Below are 22,515 nucleotides of genomic sequence, written 5' to 3' on the forward strand. Positions count from 1 at the left end.
GTCGCATCGACGCCCTAACTGCCGCGACAAAGTGATCTGGCCGCGCGGCGCCCCCTTGGGCTAGTGTGAAGGCCTCATGGGTGGGGCGTACATGAAGCGGGGCGACGCACATCGCACGGTCTTGGCGGCAGCGCTCTGCCTGTCCGCCATGGGGTCCGGCGCGGCCTCGGCCCAGGTGCTCTCCATCGGCGACGACGGCGCCGTGACCACCTACGCGGGCCCGATGGTGTACAGCGACAGCGGCGCGACCCTGATCGTGCGGCCCTCGCCGGCGGCGACGCCCGAGACCGCCCCGCCGCAGGAGGTCGTCCGGCTGATCCACGAGTCGTCAGCGCGGCACGCGGTGCCGGCGCATCTGGTCGAGGCGGTCGCCTGGCAGGAATCCCGGTTCAATAACAGAGCTGTGTCACCAAAGGGCGCGCTGGGTGTCATGCAACTGTTACCCAAGACGGCTAGCGACCTCGGCGTGGATCCTTCCGACCTCCGCGGCAACATCGAAGGCGGCGCGGCCTACCTGGCCCAGCAGCTGCGCCGTTTCGGCGACGTGCGGCTGGCGCTCGCGGCCTACAACGCCGGGCCGGAGGCCGTGCGCCGCTACGGCGGGATCCCGCCCTATGCCGAAACCCAGGCCTATGTCCGCGCGATCCTGGCGCGGCTCGCCGCCGCCCGACCCGAGTGACCCGATGAGAACGACCTACGCCCTGGCTGGCCTGGCGGCCCTGATCGCGGCGCCCGCGCAGGCCCAGGCCCAGGATCCCGCCGGATCGGCGCCGATCCTGGCCGCGCTCAACTGGGTCCAGAACACCCTGCTGGGCAATGTCGCCACCACGGCGGCCGTCATCGCCGTGGCCGCCGTCGGCTTCCTGATGCTGACCGGCCGGATCGAATGGAAGCGGGGCCTGACGGTGATCGTCGGCGCCTTCATTATCTTCGGGGCCGTCTCGATCGTGGCCGGCATCCGGTCGCTGGCGGGAGGCTGATCCCGTGAGCCGCCTCGCGTCCGATCCCGTCTTCGCCGCCCTGACGCGGCCGCAGATGATCGGCGGCGTCACCTACCCGTACATGGTCCTGAACCTGATCGTGACGCTGGAGGTGTTCCTGATCACCCGGTCGTGGTGGTCGCTGGGCATCGCGGTGGTGGTGCACGCCATCGGCTACGTGGGCTCCCTGCGCGAGCCGCGTTTCTTCGACCTCTGGATGACCCGTCTACAGACCTGCCCGCGCGTGCGAAACTTCAGCTTCTGGGGCGGGAACTCGTACCGGCCATGAGCGACCACTTCATCACCACCGCCGCCGCCAAGGTGCTGGCGCCGCGCGAGGCCGCGGTGGGAGACCGGCTGCCCTACGAAGGCCACGTCGACGACGTGACGCTGCGCACCCGTGACGGGCTGCTGGTCCAGGTGCTGCATCTGGCGGGCTTCCCCTTCGAGACGGCGGCGGACGAGGAGCTGAACTACCGCAAGGCGATCCGCGAGACCGTGCTGCGCGGCGCGGCCAGTTCGCGCTTGGGGGTCTGGCACCACGTGGTGCGCCGGCGCGTGACGCCGAAGTTCCCGGCTCCGCCCGAGGAGCCGTTCTGCAATGCGCTGGACGGACGCTGGCGCGAGCAGTTGGCCAGCCGCCGCCTGTACGTGAACGAGATCTTCCTGACCCTGGTCCTGCGGCCGACGCAGGGCAGCGCCGGGTTCATTGAGCGTCTCCTGAAGGGGCCCCGGGCCCGCGACGCCGACATCACGCGCGACCTGCGCGAACTGCACGCCACCCGCGAGGCCTTCGCCGCCGCCCTGGCGCCCTACGGCGCGCGGACCCTCGGCCTGTACGACGCGCCCGGCGGCGCGCGGCGCTCGGAGCCGGCGGAGTTCCTGAGCCTGCTCCTGAACGGCGACGTCCGGCCGGTGCTGGCGCCCTCGGGCGACCTGTCCCACGCCATCGCGGCCCGCCGCCTCAGCTTCGGGCTCGAGGCCATGGAGTTCGGCGGGGGCTCGGGCGAGCCCGCGTTCGGCGCGATGATCTCGATGAAGGACTACCCGGCGCGGACAGCCCCGGGCCTGCTCGACGGCGTCCTGCGTCTGCCGATGGAGATGGTGCTCACCGAGAGCTTCGCCTTCGTCGACCGCCAGGCGGCGCTCGACCGGATGGGCCTGGCCCTGCGCCGGCTCAAGGCGGCCGAGGACGACGCCTACAGCCTGCGCGCCGAACTGGCCCAGGCCCGCGACGACGTGGGCGCCGGTCGGGCCGCCTACGGCGAGCATCACCTCACCATCCTGGCCAAGGCCGATACGCTCGAAGACCTCGACTTCGCGGTCGCCGACGTGCAGTCGGCGTTGGCCGAGGCGGGCGCGGTCGCGGTGCGCGAGGACGTCAATCTCGAACCCGCGTTCTGGGCGCAGTTCCCCGGCAACTTCAAGTACATCGCCCGCAAGGGCCTGATCTCGGCCGGCAATTTCGTGGGGCTGGCGAGCTTCCACAACCACCCGAGCGGCACGGCGGAAGGCAACCACTGGGGCCCGGCCATCGCGGTGCTCGAGACGACCGCCTTCGGACCCTACCACTTCAACTTCCACCAGGGCGACCTCGGCAACTTCACGGTGATCGGGCCTTCCGGGTCGGGGAAGACGGTCCTGCTGACCTTCCTGCTCGCCCAGGCCGAGCGGCTGAAGCCGCGCATCGCCTACTTCGACAAGGACCGCGGCGCCGAGCCGTTCATCCGCGCCGTCGGCGGCCGCTACGACGTGCTCTCGCCCGGCGAGCCCACGGGCTTCAACCCGCTGGCCCTGCCCGACACGGCCGGCAACCGGGCCTTCCTATCCGAGTGGGTGGCCCAGCTCCTGACCTCGGAAGGCGACACGCTCGACAGCGAGGACCGCGCGATGATCGCCGACGCGATCGACGCCAACTTCGCCCAGCCGCCCAGCCACCGGCGGCTGCGCTATCTGCGCGAGCTGTTCCGCGGCGCGCGGCGGCCGCAGGCCGGCGACCTGGCGGCGCGCCTGTCGGCCTGGTGCGACGGCGGCGACCACGCCTGGCTGTTCGACAACGCCGACGACCTGCTCGACCTCGAGACCCGCATCCTCGGGTTCGACATGACCCGCCTGCTGGACGCGCCCACGGTGCGCATCCCGGCTATGATGTACCTGTTCCACCGCCTCGAGCAGCGGCTGGACGGCGAGCCGGCTATGTTCATCGTCGACGAGGGCTGGAAGGTCCTGGACGACCCGGTGTTCGTCCGCCGGATCAAGGACTGGGAAAAGACCATCCGCAAGCGCAATGGGCTCGTGGGCTTCTGCACCCAGTCCGCCTCGGACGCGCTCGACAGCCGGATCGCCTCGGCGATCATCGAGCAGGCCGCGACGCAGATCTTCTTCCCCAACGCGCGCGCCAAGGCGGCCGACTACATCGACGGCTTCGGCCTCTCCGAGCACGAGTTCGGCCTGGTGAAGAACCTGCCCGATACGTCCCGCTGCTTCCTCATCAAGCGCGGCGATCACTCGGTGGTCGCGCGCCTGGACCTCTCGGGCCTGTCGGGGGAGCTGGCGGTGCTGGCGGGCACCGAACGGGCGGTGCGCCGGCTGGACGCCCTGCGCGCGCAGGTGGGCGATGCGCCGGCCGACTGGCTGCCGTCGTTCATGGAAGGCCGGAACGCGGCATGAGCGGAGCCTGCGCCAGTGTCGTCGACGACGGCGTGATCCGGGGCGTGCTCGCCACGATCGACTGCCAGACCCAGGCGTACGCCCAGGGCGGATACCTCGCGCTGACCCAGGGCTCGCCGGTGTTCCAGGCCGCGCTGACGGCGCTCCTCACCATCTATGTGGCGTGGATCGGCTGGAGGCTGCTCTTCGCCCAGGGCGGCATCCGCCTCACCGACGCCACCGGCATCGCCGTCATGGTCGGGGTGATCCTCGCGCTCGTGACCAGCTGGTCGACCTTCCAGACGCTGGTGTTCGACATGGCCGGCCGCGCGCCCCTGCAGATCGCCGCCATCGCCTCTTCGCCGTGGACCGAGGCGAGCCGCTCCTCGCTGGCCGCGGACCCCATCGCCGGACTGGAGGCCACCTACGACGAGCTGACCCAGACCGCGGCGGCGTTCGGCAAGGTGGCCGGCGTCGACGCCAAGCCCTACGCCAGCCCGCAGGCGGCCGCCGCCGAGGCGGTGTCGCTGGCCAGCGGCGCGCTCTTCTTCTCCAGCGTGGGGGTGATCTCGGCAGCCACGCTGGCGATCGGCATCCTGACGGCGGTCGGGCCCGTCTTCATCGCCCTGGCGCTGTTGCCTGCGACCCGCGGGATCTTCGTGGGCTGGCTGCGGGCGCTGCTGGCGGCGGCGCTCACTCCCATGGTGGGCTGGCTGCTGCTGGTCCTCATGCTGGCCGTCATCGAGCCCTGGCTGGGCGCGCTGGCTCAGCAGCGCGTCGCCATGCAGCTCCAGCCGCAGACGGCGATCTCGACCGCCGCGCTGATCTTCGTGTTCGCGGCCGGCCAGGCTGCGCTGGTGCTGGGCGCCTGCGTGATGGCGCTGGGCTTCCGGATGCCGCGGGCCCGCAGCGAGGCGGGCCTCGGCGAGCCCGCCCGCGCCTCCGCCTCCGGCGCGCCCATCGTGGCCGCCGACATCCTGCCCTCGCGCGCCGAGCGCCTGGCCCTCGACCTCCAGCGCGACCGCGCCCAGGCCGCCGCGCAGCGGTCGCGCGCGGCCTCGACGGCCGCCGCCGCGTCGGCCGCGCCGCGCGGCGTCTCGGTGCAGCTGGGCGACAGGCCGGCGCGCCTGGGCGAGACCTACCGCCGTCCCACCGTCACCTCCCGACCCGCGGGAGCGCCCCGATGACCCGAACCGCGACCTCCCTGGCCCTGGCGGCCGCCCTGTTGGCGTGCGCCGCACCGGCGTTCGCCGTCACGCCGCAGCCGGGCCCCGGCGACCCCCGCATCCATGTAGTGGACTACGACCCTGCCGAGGTCGTCGAGCTCCGGACGGCCCTCGGCTACCAGCTTTCCGTCGAGTTCGATCCGGCCGAGAAGATCGAGAACGTGGCCATCGGCGACTCGCTGGGCTGGCAGGTGACGCCGAACCGCCGCGCCAATCTGCTCTTCCTGAAGCCCATGGCGACGCGGCCGCCGACCAACATGACGGTCATCACCAGCCTGCGGCGCTACAACTTCCAGCTCAGCGTCCAGAAGCGGTCGGCCGCCCTGCCCTTCTCGGTCCGGTTCCTCTACGCCGCGCCGGTGGTGGCCGTGATCGCGCCGCCGCCTCCTCCGCCGCCGCCCGTCGAGGCGAATGCGGCCTATAGCTACCAAGGCTCGACCCGCACCCTGCCCATCAAGGTCTTCGACGACGGCCGCGACACCTACTTCACGTTCCGGGGCGAGGAAGACCTGCCCGCCATCTTCGCGGTGGACGCCGACGGCGGCGAGGCGGTGGTGAACACGCGCCTGCGGGACGGCTACGTCGTGGTCGACCGGATCGCGCGCGGCTTCGTGCTTCGCCGCGGCTCCGAGGTCACCCGCATCTACAACGATGGCTTCCGCGTGGAGGACGCCAGCATGCTGCGGCAGCGCAAGAAGGACCCCTGGTGGCGCAGATGAGCGGCAAGAGCCCACGTGACGTGAGCCCGGTGTTCGCCCGCGGCGAGGCGCGCGCCCCCCGCGTGCGCGCTCCGAATTCGCCCATGACGCTGTGGGCGGGCCTGGGCGGCGCGGCCGTGCTGGGTCTCATCGTGTTCAACGGCCTGAGCAGCGGCCGGCAGGCGCACGCCCAGGCGGCGCCGACCCAGACCGAGCGCCCGGCCGCGACGCCGGCCCCCGCAGCTCCCGTGCCCGCGCCCCAGCCGGCCCCGATGCCGCCCCCCGCCCAGGCCGCGCTGCCGCCTCCGCCTCTGGTCCCCGGCGTCGATCCCAATCAGGCCCACTGGCGTGCGCCCGCGATGGTCGTGGACTTCTCGGCGGCCGACGCCGCGCCGGCCCAGCTCGCCCAGGCGGCCCCGGGCGCGGTCGCGGTGGTCGCGCCCCCCGCGAACGACGTCCGCGAGAGCTCGGACGAGCGCTTCGCCGCCCGGGTCATCGGCAACACCGCGGATTCCGCGCGCGCCAGCCAGATGCGCGACCTCGGCCGAACGGTGCCGCAGGGCACGGTGATCGCCGCGGTGCTGGAGACCGCCATCAATTCCGACCTGCCCGGCTCCGTGCGCGGCGTCGTCAGCCGCGACGTGCGCAGCTTCGACGGAAGCCGCGTGCTCATCCCGCGCGGCTCGCGCCTCGTGGGGCAGTACAAGTCGGCCGCCGCCGTGGGGCAGACCCGCGCCTTCGTGGTCTGGACCCGCATCATCAGTCCCACCGGCGTCACCATCGACGTCGGCTCGCCCGCGACCGACCGCCTGGGCCGGGGGGGCCTGGAGGGTGAGGTGGACACGCACTTCTTCCGCCGTTTCGGCGCCTCGATCCTGCTGTCGGTGGTGTCCGCGGGCTCGCAGGCCCTGGCCAACAGCGTCGCCGACAACAACAACACGACGTTCGTGATCGGCTCGCCCGCCCAGGCCAACCAGGTCGCCTCCATCGCCCTGCAGAAGCAGATCGACATCCCCGACACCATCAAGGTGGCTCAGGGCGCGCCCGTGCAGGTGTTCGTCGCGCGCGACCTGGACTTCTCGGCCGTCGCGCGCTGAGGGAGGCCGAGCCATGACCGCCAACGTCTATCTCTCGGCCTATCTCGCGCCCCTGTCGCCCTGGCTGTCGCGTCCAGACGTCACCGACGTCCTGGTGAACCGCGCGGGCGAGGTCTGGGTCGAGACGACGGGCGGCGGGATGACGCGCGAGCCGGCCGACCAGCTGGACGAGACGGCGCTCCAGCGCCTGGCCCGGCAGATCGCCGCCGCCAGCCACCAGGGCGTCAACCGCGAGCAGCCCCTTCTGTCGGCCACCCTGCCGGACGGCGCCCGCGTGCAGGTGGTGGCGCCGCCTGCGACCCGCGGGGGGCTGGTGCTGGCGGTGCGCAAGCACCTGATCTCGGACCTGACGGTCGCCGACCTCGCGCGCGACGGTCTTTTCGACGCCACGACGCGCTCGGACCCCGCTCGCGACGCGCGCGACGACGCCGAGCTCGAGGCCCTGCTGGCGGCCGGCGACCATGCCGGCTTCCTCAAGCTGGCCGTCCGGCGGCGCAAGACCATCGTGATCTCGGGCGGGACCGGCAGCGGCAAGACCACCCTCCTCAACGCGCTCGTCAAGGAGATCGACCGGGACGAGCGGCTGGTGGTCATCGAGGACGCCCCGGAGGTCCGGCTCGACCACCCCAACAGCGTGGGCCTCGTCGCCGTGCGGGGCGATCTCGGCGAAGCCAAGGTGGACGCCGACCAGCTGCTGGCCGCCTCGCTGCGCCTGCGCCCCGATCGCATCCTCCTGGGCGAGCTGCGCGGGCGCGAGGCGTTCGCCTTCCTTCGCGCGGTCAACAGCGGCCATCCAGGCTCGCTGACCACGGTCCACGCCGACAGCCCCGCCGGCGCCCTCGACCAGATCGCCCTCCTGGCGCTGACGTCGGGGGTCGACCTGGGCTGGGAGAAGGTCCAGACCTACGTCAGCCGCGTGATCGATATCGTCGTGCAGGTGGACCGCATCGACGGCGCGCGGCGGGTCACCGAAGTGCGCTTCCAGCCCACGGCCCCCTAGGCGCGCGAAAACGCCGCAGAATTTCGGCCCGATGGGGACGTTCTCTTAAGCATAGTCGGTCATGTTGGCGGCCATGGATCGTGCCGCCAGACAGTGGATCGAGCGCCGCGCCGAGCCTCGCGAGCCGGTCAGCCTGCGCGCGCGCGTGCTGCACGGCCAGGGGCTCGCCATGTGGGCCGACTGCGTGATCCGGGACCTGAGCGCGTCGGGCGCCAAGATCGAACTGTCCCACTTCCACAAGCTTCCGCCCCGCTTCGTGCTGCTCCATTTCGAGGACGGCGTCGCGTTCGAGGTGGTCCTGAAGTGGCGCCGCGCCGACCTGGCGGGCGCCGCCTTCGAGGGCCGCCACGACCTCAAGGGCGAGGTCCCGGCGCACATGAAGGCGGCGCAGGACCAGTACATCGCCCTGAAACCCGCCCTGGGGCTCCGCTAGAGCGAGCAGGCGATGTGCGCCAACGAAACCGGCAACGCTTGCGCTCTCAAGCGCAGTCTGTTGTTCACGAAAGGCCGACTCCTTTAAGGCAGACGTTCCGGATGGTCGCTGGCCAGGCGCCACTCCACACAACGATTTATCGACGCGCTATCCAGCGCGTCCCGCGCCAGGAATAGTCGAATGCTTCGCGCCATTCTTCGCCGCTTCTCGGTGAACTCCTCTCGCGAACACCTTCAGCGAGTAAACCGCGAGTTCGCGAAGCGGATCCGCCCGGAACACTACGTCCTCGATGCCGGGGCAGGCACGGCGCCGTACAAGCCGCTGTTCGCACACGCGCACTACGAGTCGGCCGACTTCGAGCTCGTCGACAAGGAGTACGTTCGAAGCACCTACGTGTGCGACCTTGCGGCTATCCCGGTGGAAGACGCGCGGTTCGACTTCATCATTCTGAACCAGGTCCTGGAGCACCTGCCGGACCCCGTGGCCGCCCTGACGGAGTTGAACCGAGTACTGAAGCCGGGCGGGGAGCTGCTGTGCACGGCTCCGTTCTTCTATGAGGAGCACGAGAAGCCGTACGACTATTTCCGCTACACGCAGTTCGCGTACCCCATCCTGCTCGAGAAGGCCGGCTTCAAGATGGCCTCGCTCGAGTGGAACGAGGGCTATCTTGGGACGGTCGGCTATCAACTGCGATTGGCCGCGACGTTCCTGCCGACGGTGATCCCGGACCTCAAGCCACGGCCGCTGGCCTGGCTGCTCGCGCCACTGATGCTCGTGTTCCGTGGCGTGTTCCTGGTGGCGGCGCTCATGTTCCAGCGGCTGGACGTCGCTGCGCCATATCGCGGCGGCGGCCATCCCAAGAACTATGTGGTCGTGGCCGCCAAGCCCGCCTGACCGGCGCCCCCCGCATGGGCCAGTGCGTCGCGCACCATCGCCCTCGCCACCTCGCGCTCTGCGTCGACCGCGCTCTTCGTTTCGGAGCGAAGCCGGTCAAGATCCCGCAGACTGGCGACGACGCGGTCCGCCAGCGCGCCGCTCAAGAGTTCGGTGACGTCGGCGGCCGCCCACTCGAGTCCAAGCTGCCGCATGACGCCAGCCGACTTGTGCTCGTAGTTGATGGCGATGGCCGGAACGCCGAAGTTCATCGCGATGATCGCGCTATGCAGTCGAGTGCCGACCACGAGGTCGCAGCCAGACAGAAGCGTCCCGAGCTGGCTGTCGTTGAGTTCGTCCATCACGACCTCAAAGCGCGCGGGGTCCTTGGTCCGGGCCTTTACTTTGAGCGCGTTCATCCGGTCGTCGCGATGGTAGGAGTCGATGCCCGTGCAGGTCGAGACGGCCACCACGTCCCATCCTGCTTCCATGACGCGATCGGCGAGGGCGGCCAGCGCACGCTCGTACTCGGCTTGAGTGGTCTTGAGGCGACGGTCGAATGGCGCGAGCTCGCGGACCGTCAAGGCCACGCGGCGACGCCGTTGCTCAGGGGGCAGGACGGTGGGCTCTACCAGCCACGCGGTGTCGGCCCCGCCGGTGACGCGGTGCAGAGGGAGCCGCAGCTGCGCCAGTAGATCGCGGCTGATGCTTTCCCGAAGAGCCACAACCTCAGCCCGCTCCAATAGACGCCTGAGGAACCTCCGGAAGGTCGGCGTCTCGGCCGGTCCCAGGCTGTGACCAAGCAACTTCAGCGGGCGGCCTGCGACGCAGGCCGCGAATGGCGTCTCGAACTGACGCACCCCGTAGAGGTCGACGAAGAAGGAGCCTCCCACCTGGATGATGAGTTCGAAGCCCTTGAGCCACGCGATTCGCTCCTGGTCCTCCGACGCCAGCAGCGAAGCGACGAACCGGAATCGAGGGTTAGCCGCGAGCCAGAGCAGGTGCGGGGCCAGCCTGCGCCGCAGCCGGACCAGGCGGTTGCCCCGGCCTCGCGCAAAGACGTCGGCAATCACCTCCCGTCCGAGAAGGTAGCTCGAGCTTGTCGGGTAGCGGCTGGTGACCGTGATCGAGGCGTCCGGACGCTGTCGCTCGATTTCCTCGATCAGCCCGCGGAGGATCGCGGCGTCGCCCCGGTTCCCACACGTGTGATTGCCGATCAACAAGATCCGCATGACATCGACCGCCCCCTTCGGCTGAGGAGAGACTCCTAGTGGCTTGATCAGAAAGTAGCTACTGCTCTTCGAACGCTCACCGCGAGTCGGCAGAAGCGCTCACCATCGGCCCTGCGACGGAGGACGAACGGAGCGTCGAAGGGGGCCTGCGGCGCGACCGGTACTCGTGAGCATTGCAGATGGATGAGCCTGCCAACAGCGGTTCCCCGGCGCCACTTCGCTCGGCAGCGATGCGGGGCTTCGTCGCGACGGGTGCGTCCCAGGGGATAAAGCTCCTGGTGCAGATCGTGTCGGTCATCGTGCTGGCCCGCCTACTGGCCCCACATTCCTTCGGCATCTTCGCCATGGTGGCGCCGATCATCTCGTTCGCTACGCTCATCCAGGACTTCGGCCTCGCCAACGCGATCATTGCGCCGAAGGAGATCAAGGACTCGCAGGCGACCGGCATCTTCCACGTCAACATCGCACTCGCCGTCTTGCTGGCGGCGGGTCTCTGCGCTCTGTCGCCGCTCTTGGCTTGGCTCTATGGCGAGCCATTGGTTGTCTGGGTCACCATCCTGATCTCCACCCATATCGTCTTCTCGGCGCTCGGGGCGGTGCAGATTGCGCTGCTTTCCCGTCGCCTGATGTTCTTCCGTCTGGCGGTGATCGAGATCGTCGCGGCGATCAGCGGCGTGGTCTTCGCGATCGCGGTCGGGTTTCGAAGCGACGGGCCTTGGGCGCTGATCGCCCAGTTCGCCGGCGCCAGCTTGGTCACCGCCATTCTGGCATGGATACTGTCCGGCTGGGCGCCGCGGGGACGCGCCACGTTCGCCGAGATTCGGCCGCTGTTGAGGTTCGGCTACGGGATGACCGGCTTCAACCTCAGCACATACGTCGCGCGCAACGCCGACAACGTGCTCATCGGCTGGTCAGCCGGAGCGGCTTCGCTGGGCTTCTACGACCGCGCATACAAGCTGCTCGTGTTCCCGATCATGCAGATCAACACGCCGATCTCGAAGTTCATGATCCCGTTGCTGTCGCGGATCTCCAGCGAACCGGAACGCTATCGGCGCGCCTATGACCGGGGGCTCAAGGTCATGCTGATGATCAGCGGCCCCATGGTCGCGCTGCTGATCGCAACGGCGGATGTCCTCATCCCCTTTCTCCTCGGCGAGGAATGGCGGCCATCGGTCGCAATCTTCCGATGGCTTGGCCTCGTGGGTCTCTACCAGATCGTCTCGAACACGTTTGGGTGGGTGCTGATCACTCAGAGCCGGACAACTGAGTTGGCGCAGGTTGGACTGTTCAATGCGGTGACCAGCGTCGCAGCCTTTGCGATTGGCCTGCCGTGGGGTGCAGTCGGCGTCGCCGCCGCCTACGGAATCTCGGGGCTGCTGGTTCGCTTCCCCGCCAATCTTTGGGTGGTCGGGCGGCGGGGTCCCGTCCGCGCCGGCCAGATCCTGGCCGCCTGCGGTCCGCAGGCCCTGTCGATGGCCGCCGCAGCGTGCGCGTGGGTGCTGCTTCGGCCCTTCCTGCCGAGCGCGCCGCTTGTCTACATTGGCATCAGCGTCCTCATATTCTACGGCGTCGCCTTCGCCGTGCTTCTATCGGTCTCGAGCACTCGCATGGTGATCTTGGAGTTAGCGTCTTCGGTGCTGCGCGCGCGGCGGGGCGAAGGATGAGTTCGTCGGATCAGCGCGGCGCGCCAAAGCTCTGCGTCGTCACCATCGCGTTTCCGCTCCTGTCCGAGACGTTCGTCATCGACCAGGCGCTGGCGCAGGAGGCGAGAGGCTTCTCCGTCGAGGTTGTCGCCGACAAGCTCGCGAGCGACGATCCCGTGGTCATGGCCAATCCCGAGGTCCGCCGTCTCATGGAGGCGGCGGAGCGGCGATGGGGCGACCTTACGGGCGCGATCGATGCGACGGCTCGCCTGCCCCGCCGCGCCCGCCGCATCGTCGAGGCCGCGGCCGACCTGGCCTGCGACAGCCGCTTCCGGCGACACGACGTACTCATGGCCCACTTCGGCGAAACCGGCGCTCGCCTGGCGCGATCGCGCGCCGCCGGCCGGTTCCGAACACCCTTCGCGACCATTTTCCATGGCAATGACGTGGCGCTGGCCATCCGCTACGGCACGCTGGGGCGCTACCGGTCGCTCTTCCGGCAGGCCTCCCTACTCCTCCCCGTCAGCCGCTACTTCCGTGATGTTCTGGTGGGGGCTGGCGCTGATCCCGAGAAGACACTCGTCCATCGGACCGGCGTCGACTGCGCCGGCATAGCGTTCCAGCCGGACCGACCACGCGGAGAGACGCTGACGTTCACGACCGCCTGCCGGTTCGTCGAGAAGAAGGGTCTCGAATACGCCATCCAGGCCCTGGGCGAACTGGCGCGCCGCCGTCCCACTCTGAGCTGGCGCTACGAGATCATCGGAGACGGTCCGCAGCGGGCGAAGCTCGAGCAGGACGTGCGCGACTTGGGACTGACCCAGCAGGTCGTGTTCCTCGGCTCCAAGCCGCACGACGAGGTCAAGGTGCGCCTGTCGCGAGCGCACGCCTTCCTGTTGCCCAGCGTGACCGCGTCGAACGGCGACATGGAAGGCGTGCCGGTGGCGCTGATGGAAGCCATGGCGTCGGGACTGCCCGTCGTGAGCTCCATCCACAGCGGGATACCGGAGCTCGTCCAGGATCACGAGAGCGGCTTGCTTGCGGCCGAGCGCGACGTCTCAGGTCTCGCCGACGCCCTGGAGTGGTTGGCGGACAACGCGGCCGGCTCACGGGCCCTGGCCGAGAGCGCGAGGCGGAAGATCGAGGCGGAGTTCGATCAGCGCGCACTCAACGACCGCTTGGCAGAGATGCTCATGAACCTCGCCCGCGGGACAGCCACGCGCGCCGGCTGAGCCGAGTCACCGCCGCGCAGCGCCCCGGTTCATCGCTTCAGCCCTTTGGCGCGCGCCAACGCTGGTCTCCTCCAGGCCGTCCTGGACGACACGCCCCGTCGCCGTGTCGTAAACGGCCCAGCCGTCGCCCTGGCGGCGCGTCGCGTAGCGATCCTCCAGCGCCAGCTGATCCCTTTGCTGGGGATCCAGCGAAGGGTCGTCGTCGTCGGCGCCGTCGATTCGGGCCGCCGCGATTGTTGCGGCCGCTTCCTGCACCGCGCGCGCCTCGACGTCAGCCCGCGCGTTTTCTGTGGCCTGCTTCAGCGCCACTTGGCCCTTGATCACGAGGTCGTTCGCGCCAGCTGATTGATCGCTCAGGCGCTCGCGAGCGTCGCAGCCTGCGACGAGCAGGCCGACGGCGAACCAGATCGAAATCCAAGGCGCCGCACTCATCGTCCTCTAAGCCAGTCCCAGGCCCCTCTGCGTGCCCACCAACGCCTGGCGGGCGTCGCGCTGCATTGCGCGCAGTATACCCACGACGAAGCCATCGATCAGCTGCCAATCGGGGGGCCCATCGGGTCTCGCGCCCATCGAGAAGCGGCAAAGCACGCCGTCCGGGATCACGCCCCGCATCGCCATCCGCAGGCGATCCGCGCGCTGCGCGTTGCCGCTGTCGGGCAAGGAGTCGCCGATCCGGGACCAGTAGACCACCGCCTCGCGACGATTCTCCGCCTCGGCGAGAATTCGCCGGCAGGGAATCCCGGCCGTCTGGGGCAAGCCGATCTGGGCCGGCTCATTGCTGAGCAAAGTGTAGCCGAACGCCGGGTAGCAGACCTCTGGCCGATGGAGCTGGAGCTCGTCGGTCTGCTTCTCGCCGTACGCCAGGAGCATCATCACCTGCTGCTGGGTCGTCGCCTCAGTGTAGAGGCGGACGACCAGCTGGTTGTAGAGCTTGGCCGACAGGCTGCCGGGGTTCAGCGCCAGTGGGTCCGCGATGTCGACCGACTGCCACGTCCCGAAGGCCGCGGGCACGATGGTCTCGAGCCGGCGCGACTTGAGCAGCGTCACGACTTTGCGGGGCCGCAGCGCCTCGGCTGCCCCCAGAGCGGCGATGCAGCCCGCTCCTATCAGCAGGTCGCGGCGCGTGGTCATTTCGGCCGCCATGCCGCCGGCAGGATACGGCTCAGCACCTGGTCCGCCGCGAAGATCAGTGTGAGGCAGATAACGAAGAGCACGAGGCCGGCCGTTTCGTGCAGGAAGCCCTGCCCCACGTCGTCGCCAAAGAAATACGTCAGGAGGACGAGGATCATGATCCGCACGATATTGCCCAACACAGCGATAGGAATGGTCAGCGCTGTCAGGATCGCCGAATAGCGCGCCCGAGACCCATGCATGAGATAGATGTAGAGGAGGCTCACCGCGATCAGGCCGATGAGCGAGTTCATGCCCGCGCATGCGTCTTCGACCAGTAGCTGATACTGGGCGACGTAGATGGTGACACCTTCACGGGTGATGGGCAGGCCGGCCAAAGCCAGCAGTTCGGTCGACGCGAACGAGACCAGGGTCTTCAGCGGCGCGGTGACCTGGTCCATGACCCAGCCTGGCGGCGGGATCAGGAACGCCATGTAGAACAGGGGGAACCAGTTCTTCACGAGCGCGCGGGCCCCGAACTCGAGGTAGATGACCGACAATCCCACGCCATAGACGCCAGCCGTCTCAAGGCTGATGAAATCGTAGGCCCGGCCGAAGGTATAGAGCGCCAGCGAGCCCAGCAGGCCCGCGCCGGCAAGGACGCCGTTCGCAGGTTCACGCAGCGCGCGCATTCCTTCGAGCCGCCGCGCGATCAGCCAGATGCCCATTGCAAGGATAAGCGGCCCGTGGGCGCCGAATTCCTGCGACCAGACTTGCTCGCCGAGCGACAGGATGGTCGGGACAGCGAGCACCGCAAAGCCGATGATGAGCGGCCATCTCAGCAACCATCGGCGCAGCTCCGCGGCCGCGCCGGTCACACCGCTCTCTGCCGCTGCGCCCTCAGACATCGTTAAGGACCGTACCGATTACCTTCGCGTGGTCGAGCTGCAGATCTTCCATGAGCGTCTTCACATCGTGAAGCATCGAACGGTGCTTGCGGGCGACGATGATGCCATATCCCACGACCGTGCCGATCCGGCGTGCGTCGGCGCAGATATTGGCCGGCGGGGTGTCGATGATCGTAATCTCGTAATCGCGCAGGCACGAGTTGATCACCTCCTCGAACCATTCGCGGGCGAGGAGCTCCTGCGCATTCGCCGCTGCGCCGCCCGAGTACAGGATCGAGAGGTTCGTCTGCACGTCGGGTACGATGTAGTCCCCGACGGACGCGCCGGCGTTCGCAAGCAAGGAGCGCAGGCCAGGCTGCTCTCCATCCGGGGGGGGGGATCGCAAGCTGCACCTCGGGAGCGCGCAGGTTTCCGTCGATGAGCAGCGTGTTGAAGCCCGCCTGCGCGAACGAGATGGCCAGGTTCACCGATATGAACGTGCAGCCGGTATTCTCCGTGGGCGCGCAAACGGTCAGTCCGCGGCGGCCTGCCTGCAAGTGCTGGGCGACCAAGTGGGTCCGCAATGCGCGGATGCTCTCGGCCGCTCGGCCGGAGGGCTCGTTTTGAGTCGGGAGTGAGCTTGGCGACGCCCATCCTTGCGGAGGCGGCGTCGGCAGCCTTCGGGCGGGTTTGCTCACGACGGTTGCAGCCTCGCGATGGGCTCGAGCCGGGGGCGACGACGAAGTCTTTGGAACACGCTCGGCTTCCGACCACCCTCGACAATCCCGAGGCAGGGCACATCGAGGCTGCCGTTCAGGTCCTCGATCCCCCGCACCCGGCGACGCAGCAGCTCGACCAAGAGCCCCAAGCCGAGACCGAAGGTCGTTCCAAGCGCGAGCGACCCGCCCAGGATCAGGCGCTTGTCGGGGAAGGCGGGGCTGGAGGGCGTCACCACCACGCCAAGCGCCGTCATCCCCGTGTCGGCCACGGCGGACTCGAGGTTAAGCTCCGCCGCCCGGCTCGCGGTCTTTCGATACTGTTCGCGACGGAGATCGACCTCTGCCTGCAACTGGCGCAGCCGTTCGACCTTGTCCCGTTGCGAGATCACGCGTGACTTCTGCGCCTCGAGCGCACGCTCAGCCGCCCCGACGCTCGCCGCGGCGGCATTGGCGCTGGCTCGCAGTGCGGCGACCTCTTCCTGCGCGATCTTTGCGATCGAATCCCGCCGAGCCCTGAGCTCCTGCATCTCGGGGTGGTTCGGGCCCAGCGAGCGGGACAGCTGTGCGATCTGACCTTCGATCTGCGCGAGCTGCAGGCTCGCGGCAGAGTTGGTTGGCATCGTCACGCTGGGCGCGGTCACGACGGCCGCCTGGCTGGCCAGGGAGCGGAGGCGATCGCTGTCCAGGTCCGTCTGGTCCTGCATGACGATGCCACTCTCGCGCTCGTAGCCGGCCTTGACCTGCTCGGCCTGCTCAGCCGCCTTCCGCGCGATGTCCGCCTGCGACGTATACCAGGCCGCCATCTTCGACGCGTCGCGTCGACGCGCCGTCAGGCTGGAGTCCATGTAGGCTTGGCGTAGCGACTCCGCGCCCAGACGGGCCTCCACGGGACTCGACGAACTGAAGGTGATTTCAAGAATGGACCCCGCGACCAGCTTCGCGCTGACCCGATCGGCGACCCGTTGGGCGAGCCAACGGCGGAATTCGCGGGTCTCCGACGCGGGCCGGGCGGCATACTGGGCGATCAGGTTCGGATCCGAAAGCCAGCCCAGCTCTTCCACAACTCGCCCGGTGGTGCCGTAGTCTTTCATGACTTCGATCTGCGTCGCGACGTAGGTGTTGACCGCCCGCAGGCCGATCGACTCTCCCGTCACGGGGTCCGCGCGAAGCACGTTCAGCAGGACCCGCGCGCGCGCTTCGTAGCGAGGCGCGGCGATGACGGTTACGACATAGGCGCCCAGGAACGTGCAGATCATCGCCGCAAGGACGATGACCTTTCGTGCCCAGAGTATGCGGAAGAACTGAACGATACCCATTCGCCGGACCTTAGTTCAGAAGAGCCGCTCGCCAACGGTCAGCACGTCGCCCGGCATCACGGGATCGTCGGGCTTGACCTTGACCGTCTTGCCTTCTCGCACGAGCTTCACCTTCTTCTCGCTCCCAGTCTCATTGACCCCTCCTGCTCGCGCGATGGCGATGCGAACGGTCATGCCCGGCAGCACGGAAAACGAACCGGGCGCCCTCACCTGGCCGTTGACGTAGATCACTTCATTTTCCGCCGGAGGAATGAATATCTTGTCACCCCGCTCGAGCACCGGGTCGATGTCGGGACCGCTGCCGGTGGCGAGTGAATCAATCCGGAAGCGCTTCGAAGCGCCGTCAGCCTTGGTCACGATGATGTAATCCGCGCCCGTCGCCGTCCGCCCCCCAACCCTCGCCAGGAGTTCGGACAGCACGTAGTTCCGATCGAGCGGGACGAGGCCCGGCTGCCCGACGGAGCCAAGCACGGTGACATAGCGGCTGGCGACGCCTGCGAGGTCGACGCGCACGACCGGGTCGGAGAAGAATCCGCCCTTCGCGAGGCGGTCGCGCAATTCCTCCGCCAGCTGCGGGACGGTTCGACCGGCCGCGGGCATGCTGCCGAGCAACGGGAGCAGCACGTTTCCATCGTTGCCGACGCGAACACGTGCATTGAACTCGGTGCGCCCGATAACGCCAACGGCGATCACGTCGCCCGGGCCGAGGACGAAGGAAGGATCCGCGGTGCTTGCCACAGGACCTTCGGCGACCACCTCGCCGGTGGCCGCGGGCGGAGCGCCCGCAGCGGGAGGCTGCGGTGTGGCCGGCGGCGGCGCCTGCGCCACGGCGGCCATGGGCAATATGGCCGCCGTGAAGAGGGCCAGCAGGGCGAGAAGAGGCCTACTCATTACGCATCCTCATGGAGTCAGAACCGGCGTCGAGCGGTTAGGCTGATACGATCAGCCGTGTAGTCAGCTTCGGCCAGCGTCGATTGTCTATCCTCATGTCGCACATCCAGCGAGAGCGATGATTTGTCTCCCAGCTGCAGCGTCCCGGCGGCAAAGACCGCCGCAATCTCTTCCTCGCTCGGCGCAAGCGCCATCGCCGCAGCATCCACGCTCGACTTGCGGCGTAGCAGGTTGGCGCCGAGAGTCACGCCAATTCGTCGATTTGGAGAGTAGGTCACCTGCCCCTGCGCGAACTCGTCCCGGCCGAAGTTGACGCCGGGTCGTGTGGAAGGGGTAATGCTGCGGCGGTACGAGACGTTGGCCTGCAGGCGCGAACTGGCCCGGTAAGCCAGCCCGACATCCCAAACCAGCCCGTTTTCGGTGGTCGAGGGCGTAAGGGTGCTCGCCACCTCGGTCCTGGAGTACTGCAGCGACGCCCGGCCCGTCAGGCGAGCGCCGATGGGTCGCTCATACTGAACTCCGACGGTGTAGAGCTCGAACCCTTGGGCCACAAAAGCGGGCACGGTCGGGGGTTGGTCGTTCTCGGTCTTGGCGTACGAGCCGACGGCGGAGAGCGACCCGAGGACCCGGTTACTATAGCCAACGGCGGCCGATAGCGTCGTGGTCTGGGACTCCGCCGTAAAGTCCGAGGAGCCCTTGATGCCGGACCTCTGCAGCGACAACGACTGCCCGAAGCCCACTCCTAGCGAGCAGCCAAGGGAGATGCCGTATGCGTAGATCGTCTGGATGTTCCTACCCGTAACCTGGTCCGGCACTTCGTCCAGGTCTTCCGTATTGCTTCGGCGGCGAGAGTAGGAAGCCGTCGGCGTGGCGACGCAGCGCTGGGCCACAAACGACGAGCCCGCCTGAACCTGGATGCGCTCGCTGTTGAGGTCACTGTTCCGCTGGTAGAACTCATAGCCGGCCGACCCCGACAGGAAGAGCACGCTGCGCCCGAATGGAAAGGATCCACGCGCGGACAGCGATGGCGAGTACACCATGTCTTCGGTCTGCCCGGAGACGTCCGTCGGACGCGTCAGGTCACCGCGCCCGACATCCGTGTCGTACCTCGCCCGCACGGTAGCTTCCGCCGTGAAACTCCGACCCGCGGAAGGCGACGCCTGCAACGAGGGTTGCGCCACGGCGGCGGAGACGCCCGAGGCAGCCACTCCTCCAGCCAGCATGACCGTTCGGCTCAGCGCTCCAATATCGATCGGTCGCCGGGGTCGGCTCATTGAGGCGCCTTGGCAGGCGCCGCCGGCGCCTTCGTGGCCGGGGCGCCTGCTTTGGCTGCGGGAGCTCCCTTCGTCGGCGGGGAGCCATATGCCGCATTATACTTAACCTTGTCGGCCGAAGCCGCGAGCTGTTGCTGGAAGGCCCGTGTCACGGCTTCCCTGGCGCGCGTGCTCTGCAGATACTGCGAGGCGTGCTGAGAGGCGACGTTGTTGGGCACGGGCGCGACGCGGGTCTCGAGGATCTGGGTCACGGCCAGGTTCGCGCCGCTGGGCACGACGAACAACTCGCCCGGCGGCAGCTTCATGATCTGGGCTGTCATTTGGGGATCGATCCTGAGGGCATCGACCGCCTGGTTCCCGCGCTGGAACGGGATGTTGCGCGACTGCAGAAGAGCAATCAGCTCATCGACCGTCTTGATCGGCCGCAGCAAATCCAAGAACGCGGCGTCTTGGGGACGCGCGAAGCGGATCTGCTGGGTCAGGAAGACCTTGCGCTGGGCGTAGAGGTCCGGATGTTCAGCGATAAACTTGTCGATCTCTTCGCGGCTCGGCGCCGGCACCGCCTTGACGATATCCTGCTGCCAGCTCTGGACAAGAAGAGCCTCTTCGAGCCTGATTTCCTGGCGCGCAAACTCCGGACGCTTGTCAATTTTCTTCTCGCGGGCAGCCTCGGCGAGGATCTTGCGGTTGACGATCTGCTGCAGAGCGGCCCGCTCAGCTTCCCGGCGCGTCTTGGCGTCGGGGGCCCGGAAATCACCGAGCTCGTCCTTGAGTTCGAGCATGGTGATTTCTTTGCCATCGACCGTGGCGGCCACCTGGCCCTTCGGTTCCTTATCGCCGCAAGCCGATATCAGCAGGCAAACGGCGAGCGCAGCCACGGTTCGCGAAGTCAGCATCAATCCCTCTGCTCAAATGAGGCGGCGTCACGGCCAGGTTAACATCAGCCCGCACGAATGAGCGGCCATCGGATCGTGAACCTTAAAGCCCACAAGGCGGGCACGGTGCAAGGCGAAGATCACCCCGCGCTGCTTAACCAAATGCCAACGTGACACCGGCTCTTGTCGCCGCAATGTGCGGGTGGTCAAAGCCGAACGCGGCGAGGTCCGGGAAGTAACCATGGCAGAGCGACGCGTTCCGCGGATTCTGGCTGTCGCCTCAGGCGGCGGCCACTGGATCCAGCTTCGGCGGCTGAGAGCGGCTTTCGAGGGGCTTGACGCGGCGTATGTCAGCGTCTTCGAGGACTACGGCGTCGAACTGGCCGGCGAGAGGTATTACGTCGTCCCCGACATCACGCGCCAGAACATCATCCGGTTGCCGATCGTCGCCGCGCGCCTCGCATTCATTATCCTCAAAGAGCGCCCGACTGTGGTGATCACCACCGGCGCGCTGCCGGGCCTGATCGCCATTGCCGTCGCGCGCTTGCTGGGCAACGCGCGCACCATCTGGATCGACAGCATCGCGAACTGTGAGCGGCTGTCGTCGTCGGGGCGTCAGGCTCGCTACGTGGCGCACGAATGGCTGACGCAATGGCCGGAACTCTCGGGCCCGGACGGGCCGCGCTACTGGGGCTCCGTCATATGATCTTCGTTACCATCGGCTCACTCTATCCCTTCGATCGTTTCGTCAGGGCGATGGATCAGATCGCCCTGGGCCTGCCGGGGGAGGAGTTCCTCGCCCAGACCGGGGACGGCGCCTACAAGCCCGTCAACATGAGGCATGTGCGGATGCTTCCGCGAGGCGAGTTCGTGCAGGTCGCGCGGTCGGCCAGACTGATCGTGGCGCACGCCGGCATGGGAAGTGTGCTGTCGGCGCTGGAATTCGCCAAGCCGATCGTCTTGTTTCCTCGGCGCTTCGAACAAGGCGAACACAACACAGATCACCAGATGGCGACCGCGCGTTGGTTGATGCAGCGTCCAGGCGTCCGCGTGGCCTTCGACGAGGACGAGTTGGCGCAGGCCGTGCAAGGCGCCTTGGCTGATGACCGCGCGCTCGAACCCATGTCCGCGTCGGCGCCGCCGGAGTTCGTCGCGCGGATCAGATCCTATATCCGGGACGCAACGAACTCGTGACGCATAGGGCGCCCGCGCCCCTAAAAGATGTCGCCTCCGAAGAGGATGAAGCCCTGCCCTAGGTGGATCTCCGGCGGCGTGATGGACGGCGGCCCCATCTCGATCACCTCGCCGGGACGCTGGTAGCCCAGGAAGCGCGCGAGGGCCTCCCAGTGCACGGGAGCGTCCTGGTTCTGGTCGAGCCAGGCAAACAGGATCCGATTGTCACCCACATCTGCGACGCCCACATCCGTCGTGTTCGTTTGGACGATCCCCTCGCCGTTGCTACGAAACAGGAACGAGTCGACGCTGTTGTTGTCCAGCAGGATGTTGCGCGCACTTTCGATCCGGATCCAGGATCGCATCTCCGGATAGCCGACTACGAGGTTGTCGCTGACGTCGGCGCCGTTGCCGCCGGTGATGGCGATGCCATTGTAAGCGCCGCCGATGATAGCATTCTGATGAATGGACACGTTCTCGTAGGGAAGCTGACGAGTCTCGTCCTTCAAGAAGATTCCCTGAGCGTAGGTGCCCTCCCCGCGGACATAGATGTTGCCGGCAATGTTGATATGGTGGGCGACCGTCTTCGTGTTGGTCGTCCAGAACTGGATGGCGTCCGGATGCTCTTCGCCCACCCTGGCGAAGTTGGTGAAGAAGTTGCCGATGACGTCAACGTAGGATGAGCCGCCCCCTCGGATGCCGTCGAACCGGATTTCCGAAAAGGTGTTGTAAGTGATCAGCAGGTTTGAGCTGTCGAGGTGCGACAAGCCTTGCGTGAGGTCATAGAAGTCAGAGTTGCTGATCCTAACGTGAGCGCTATTGCGCACATGCAGGCCGTTGCCCTCGCCTATGGCGCCCCCGCCGATCACGCCATGGACGTCGAGGTTGTCCAGGACGATGTTCGTGGAGCCGATGACCTCGATGCCCTTGGTTCCCGCGGCCACCTCGATCTCGAGGTTCGTGAATGTCAGGCCGCTCACCGACGTGAGCTGTAGGCGGGCGAACTGTGCCGTGGCGCCGGGGTCGGCCGATGTGATCGTGACGTTGGTGAACGCCATGTTCTTCAGAGTGAGGTCGCCGTAGTCGCCAGCTGCAAGCCGGATGACATCGCCTTCCGATGCCGTCTTCAGCGCGGCCACAAGCGCGCCGCGGTCGGCGACGAGTACCTCGGCCATGTACAGTCCCTTCCCGCGCAAGCTAGGCTGTG

At 67.9% G+C, this 22,515-nt stretch carries 24 protein-coding genes; 14 read left to right on the forward strand and 10 right to left on the reverse strand.

Annotation, left to right across the window (positions count from 1 at the left end):
* The first annotated feature begins 121 nt into the window (after positions 1-121).
* The 10 genes from AC2D8W_RS03185 (at position 122) to AC2D8W_RS03230 (ending at position 8,977) form a co-directional block, all read left to right on the forward strand.
* A complete protein-coding gene (locus AC2D8W_RS03185; RefSeq protein WP_484670293.1) occupies positions 122-679 on the forward strand; it encodes a lytic transglycosylase domain-containing protein in 558 nt (185 codons plus the stop codon).
* A gap of 4 nt (positions 680-683) precedes the next feature.
* A complete protein-coding gene (locus AC2D8W_RS03190; protein WP_293481224.1) occupies positions 684-980 on the forward strand; it encodes a TrbC/VirB2 family protein in 297 nt (98 codons plus the stop codon).
* Between the two features lie 4 nt (positions 981-984).
* The gene (locus tag AC2D8W_RS03195; protein ID WP_293481223.1) at positions 985-1,269 is read left to right on the forward strand and encodes a VirB3 family type IV secretion system protein; all 285 of its coding nucleotides are present in this window, start codon (positions 985-987) and stop codon (positions 1,267-1,269) included.
* Positions 1,266-3,650: a VirB4 family type IV secretion/conjugal transfer ATPase gene (locus AC2D8W_RS03200; protein ID WP_484670294.1), complete on the forward strand. Its 2,385-nt coding sequence runs from the start codon at positions 1,266-1,268 to the stop codon at positions 3,648-3,650. Before AC2D8W_RS03195 ends, AC2D8W_RS03200 begins: the two co-directional genes overlap by 4 nt.
* On the forward strand, positions 3,647-4,816 hold the full coding sequence (locus AC2D8W_RS03205) for a TrbL/VirB6 family protein (RefSeq protein WP_484670295.1): 1,170 nt from the start codon (positions 3,647-3,649) through the stop codon (positions 4,814-4,816). Before AC2D8W_RS03200 ends, AC2D8W_RS03205 begins: the two co-directional genes overlap by 4 nt.
* Positions 4,813-5,574: a TrbG/VirB9 family P-type conjugative transfer protein gene (locus AC2D8W_RS03210; protein WP_484670296.1), complete on the forward strand. Its 762-nt coding sequence runs from the start codon at positions 4,813-4,815 to the stop codon at positions 5,572-5,574. Before AC2D8W_RS03205 ends, AC2D8W_RS03210 begins: the two co-directional genes overlap by 4 nt.
* Positions 5,571-6,650, forward strand: a complete 1,080-nt coding sequence (gene virB10, locus AC2D8W_RS03215) for a type IV secretion system protein VirB10 (protein ID WP_484670543.1) — start codon at positions 5,571-5,573, stop codon at positions 6,648-6,650. The genes AC2D8W_RS03210 and virB10 overlap by 4 nt, the downstream gene beginning before the upstream one ends.
* 13 nt (positions 6,651-6,663) lie before the next feature.
* A complete protein-coding gene (gene virB11, locus AC2D8W_RS03220; RefSeq protein WP_484670297.1) occupies positions 6,664-7,650 on the forward strand; it encodes a P-type DNA transfer ATPase VirB11 in 987 nt (328 codons plus the stop codon).
* Between the two features lie 73 nt (positions 7,651-7,723).
* On the forward strand, positions 7,724-8,083 hold the full coding sequence (locus AC2D8W_RS03225) for a PilZ domain-containing protein (RefSeq protein ID WP_293481218.1): 360 nt from the start codon (positions 7,724-7,726) through the stop codon (positions 8,081-8,083).
* A gap of 180 nt (positions 8,084-8,263) precedes the next feature.
* Positions 8,264-8,977, forward strand: coding sequence for a class I SAM-dependent methyltransferase (locus AC2D8W_RS03230; protein ID WP_484670298.1), 714 nt, complete (start codon positions 8,264-8,266; stop codon positions 8,975-8,977).
* Here AC2D8W_RS03230 and wcaK read toward each other — a convergent pair.
* Positions 8,947-10,188 carry a colanic acid biosynthesis pyruvyl transferase WcaK gene (wcaK, locus tag AC2D8W_RS03235; protein ID WP_484670299.1) on the reverse strand — a complete coding sequence of 414 codons (1,242 nt, stop codon included), beginning with the start codon at positions 10,186-10,188 and terminating at the stop codon, positions 8,947-8,949. The two genes, AC2D8W_RS03230 and wcaK, sit on opposite strands and share 31 nt — an antisense overlap.
* 179 nt (positions 10,189-10,367) lie before the next feature.
* Here wcaK and AC2D8W_RS03240 point away from each other — a divergent pair, with 179 nt between their 5' ends.
* A complete protein-coding gene (locus tag AC2D8W_RS03240; RefSeq protein WP_484670300.1) occupies positions 10,368-11,852 on the forward strand; it encodes a lipopolysaccharide biosynthesis protein in 1,485 nt (494 codons plus the stop codon).
* Positions 11,849-13,063 (forward strand): glycosyltransferase, encoded by a 1,215-nt coding sequence (locus AC2D8W_RS03245; RefSeq protein ID WP_484670301.1) that lies wholly within the window; start codon positions 11,849-11,851, stop codon positions 13,061-13,063. Before AC2D8W_RS03240 ends, AC2D8W_RS03245 begins: the two co-directional genes overlap by 4 nt.
* Positions 13,064-13,069: 6 nt before the next feature.
* Here AC2D8W_RS03245 and AC2D8W_RS03250 read toward each other — a convergent pair whose 3' ends face one another.
* The 8 genes from AC2D8W_RS03250 to AC2D8W_RS03285 form a co-directional block, all read right to left on the reverse strand.
* Positions 13,070-13,495, reverse strand: coding sequence for a hypothetical protein (locus tag AC2D8W_RS03250; RefSeq protein ID WP_484670302.1), 426 nt, complete (start codon positions 13,493-13,495; stop codon positions 13,070-13,072).
* A 6-nt stretch (positions 13,496-13,501) separates the two neighbouring features.
* The gene (locus AC2D8W_RS03255; RefSeq protein WP_484670303.1) at positions 13,502-14,206 is read right to left on the reverse strand and encodes an exosortase C-terminal domain/associated protein EpsI; all 705 of its coding nucleotides are present in this window, start codon (positions 14,204-14,206) and stop codon (positions 13,502-13,504) included.
* Complete coding sequence (gene xrtV / locus AC2D8W_RS03260) at positions 14,191-15,051, reverse strand: exosortase V (RefSeq protein WP_484670304.1); 861 nt, start codon at positions 15,049-15,051, stop codon at positions 14,191-14,193. The genes AC2D8W_RS03255 and xrtV overlap by 16 nt, the downstream gene beginning before the upstream one ends.
* Positions 15,052-15,073: 22 nt before the next feature.
* Entirely contained in the window at positions 15,074-15,373 is a 300-nt protein-coding gene (locus AC2D8W_RS03265) for a P-loop NTPase family protein (RefSeq protein ID WP_484670305.1), read from the reverse strand.
* A 381-nt stretch (positions 15,374-15,754) separates the two neighbouring features.
* The gene (locus AC2D8W_RS03270) at positions 15,755-17,095 is read right to left on the reverse strand and encodes a GumC family protein (RefSeq protein WP_484670306.1); all 1,341 of its coding nucleotides are present in this window, start codon (positions 17,093-17,095) and stop codon (positions 15,755-15,757) included.
* 15 nt (positions 17,096-17,110) lie between these two features.
* Entirely contained in the window at positions 17,111-17,986 is an 876-nt protein-coding gene (locus AC2D8W_RS03275) for an SLBB domain-containing protein (RefSeq protein WP_484670307.1), read from the reverse strand.
* A gap of 17 nt (positions 17,987-18,003) precedes the next feature.
* Positions 18,004-19,026: a hypothetical protein gene (locus tag AC2D8W_RS03280; RefSeq protein WP_484670308.1), complete on the reverse strand. Its 1,023-nt coding sequence runs from the start codon at positions 19,024-19,026 to the stop codon at positions 18,004-18,006.
* 230 nt (positions 19,027-19,256) lie between these two features.
* The gene (locus tag AC2D8W_RS03285; protein WP_484670309.1) at positions 19,257-20,156 is read right to left on the reverse strand and encodes a hypothetical protein; all 900 of its coding nucleotides are present in this window, start codon (positions 20,154-20,156) and stop codon (positions 19,257-19,259) included.
* Between the two features lie 181 nt (positions 20,157-20,337).
* Here AC2D8W_RS03285 and AC2D8W_RS03290 point away from each other — a divergent pair, with 181 nt between their 5' ends.
* Positions 20,338-20,841, forward strand: coding sequence for a hypothetical protein (locus AC2D8W_RS03290; protein WP_484670310.1), 504 nt, complete (start codon positions 20,338-20,340; stop codon positions 20,839-20,841).
* The gene (locus AC2D8W_RS03295; RefSeq protein WP_484670311.1) at positions 20,838-21,329 is read left to right on the forward strand and encodes a glycosyltransferase; all 492 of its coding nucleotides are present in this window, start codon (positions 20,838-20,840) and stop codon (positions 21,327-21,329) included. Before AC2D8W_RS03290 ends, AC2D8W_RS03295 begins: the two co-directional genes overlap by 4 nt.
* Positions 21,330-21,349: 20 nt before the next feature.
* On the opposite strand, the gene AC2D8W_RS03300 is transcribed toward AC2D8W_RS03295, so the two are convergent.
* Positions 21,350-22,483 (reverse strand): right-handed parallel beta-helix repeat-containing protein, encoded by a 1,134-nt coding sequence (locus AC2D8W_RS03300; protein WP_484670312.1) that lies wholly within the window; start codon positions 22,481-22,483, stop codon positions 21,350-21,352.
* Positions 22,484-22,515 lie beyond the last annotated feature (32 nt).

The sequence above is a fragment of the Phenylobacterium sp. T106 genome (genome assembly GCF_057219735.1).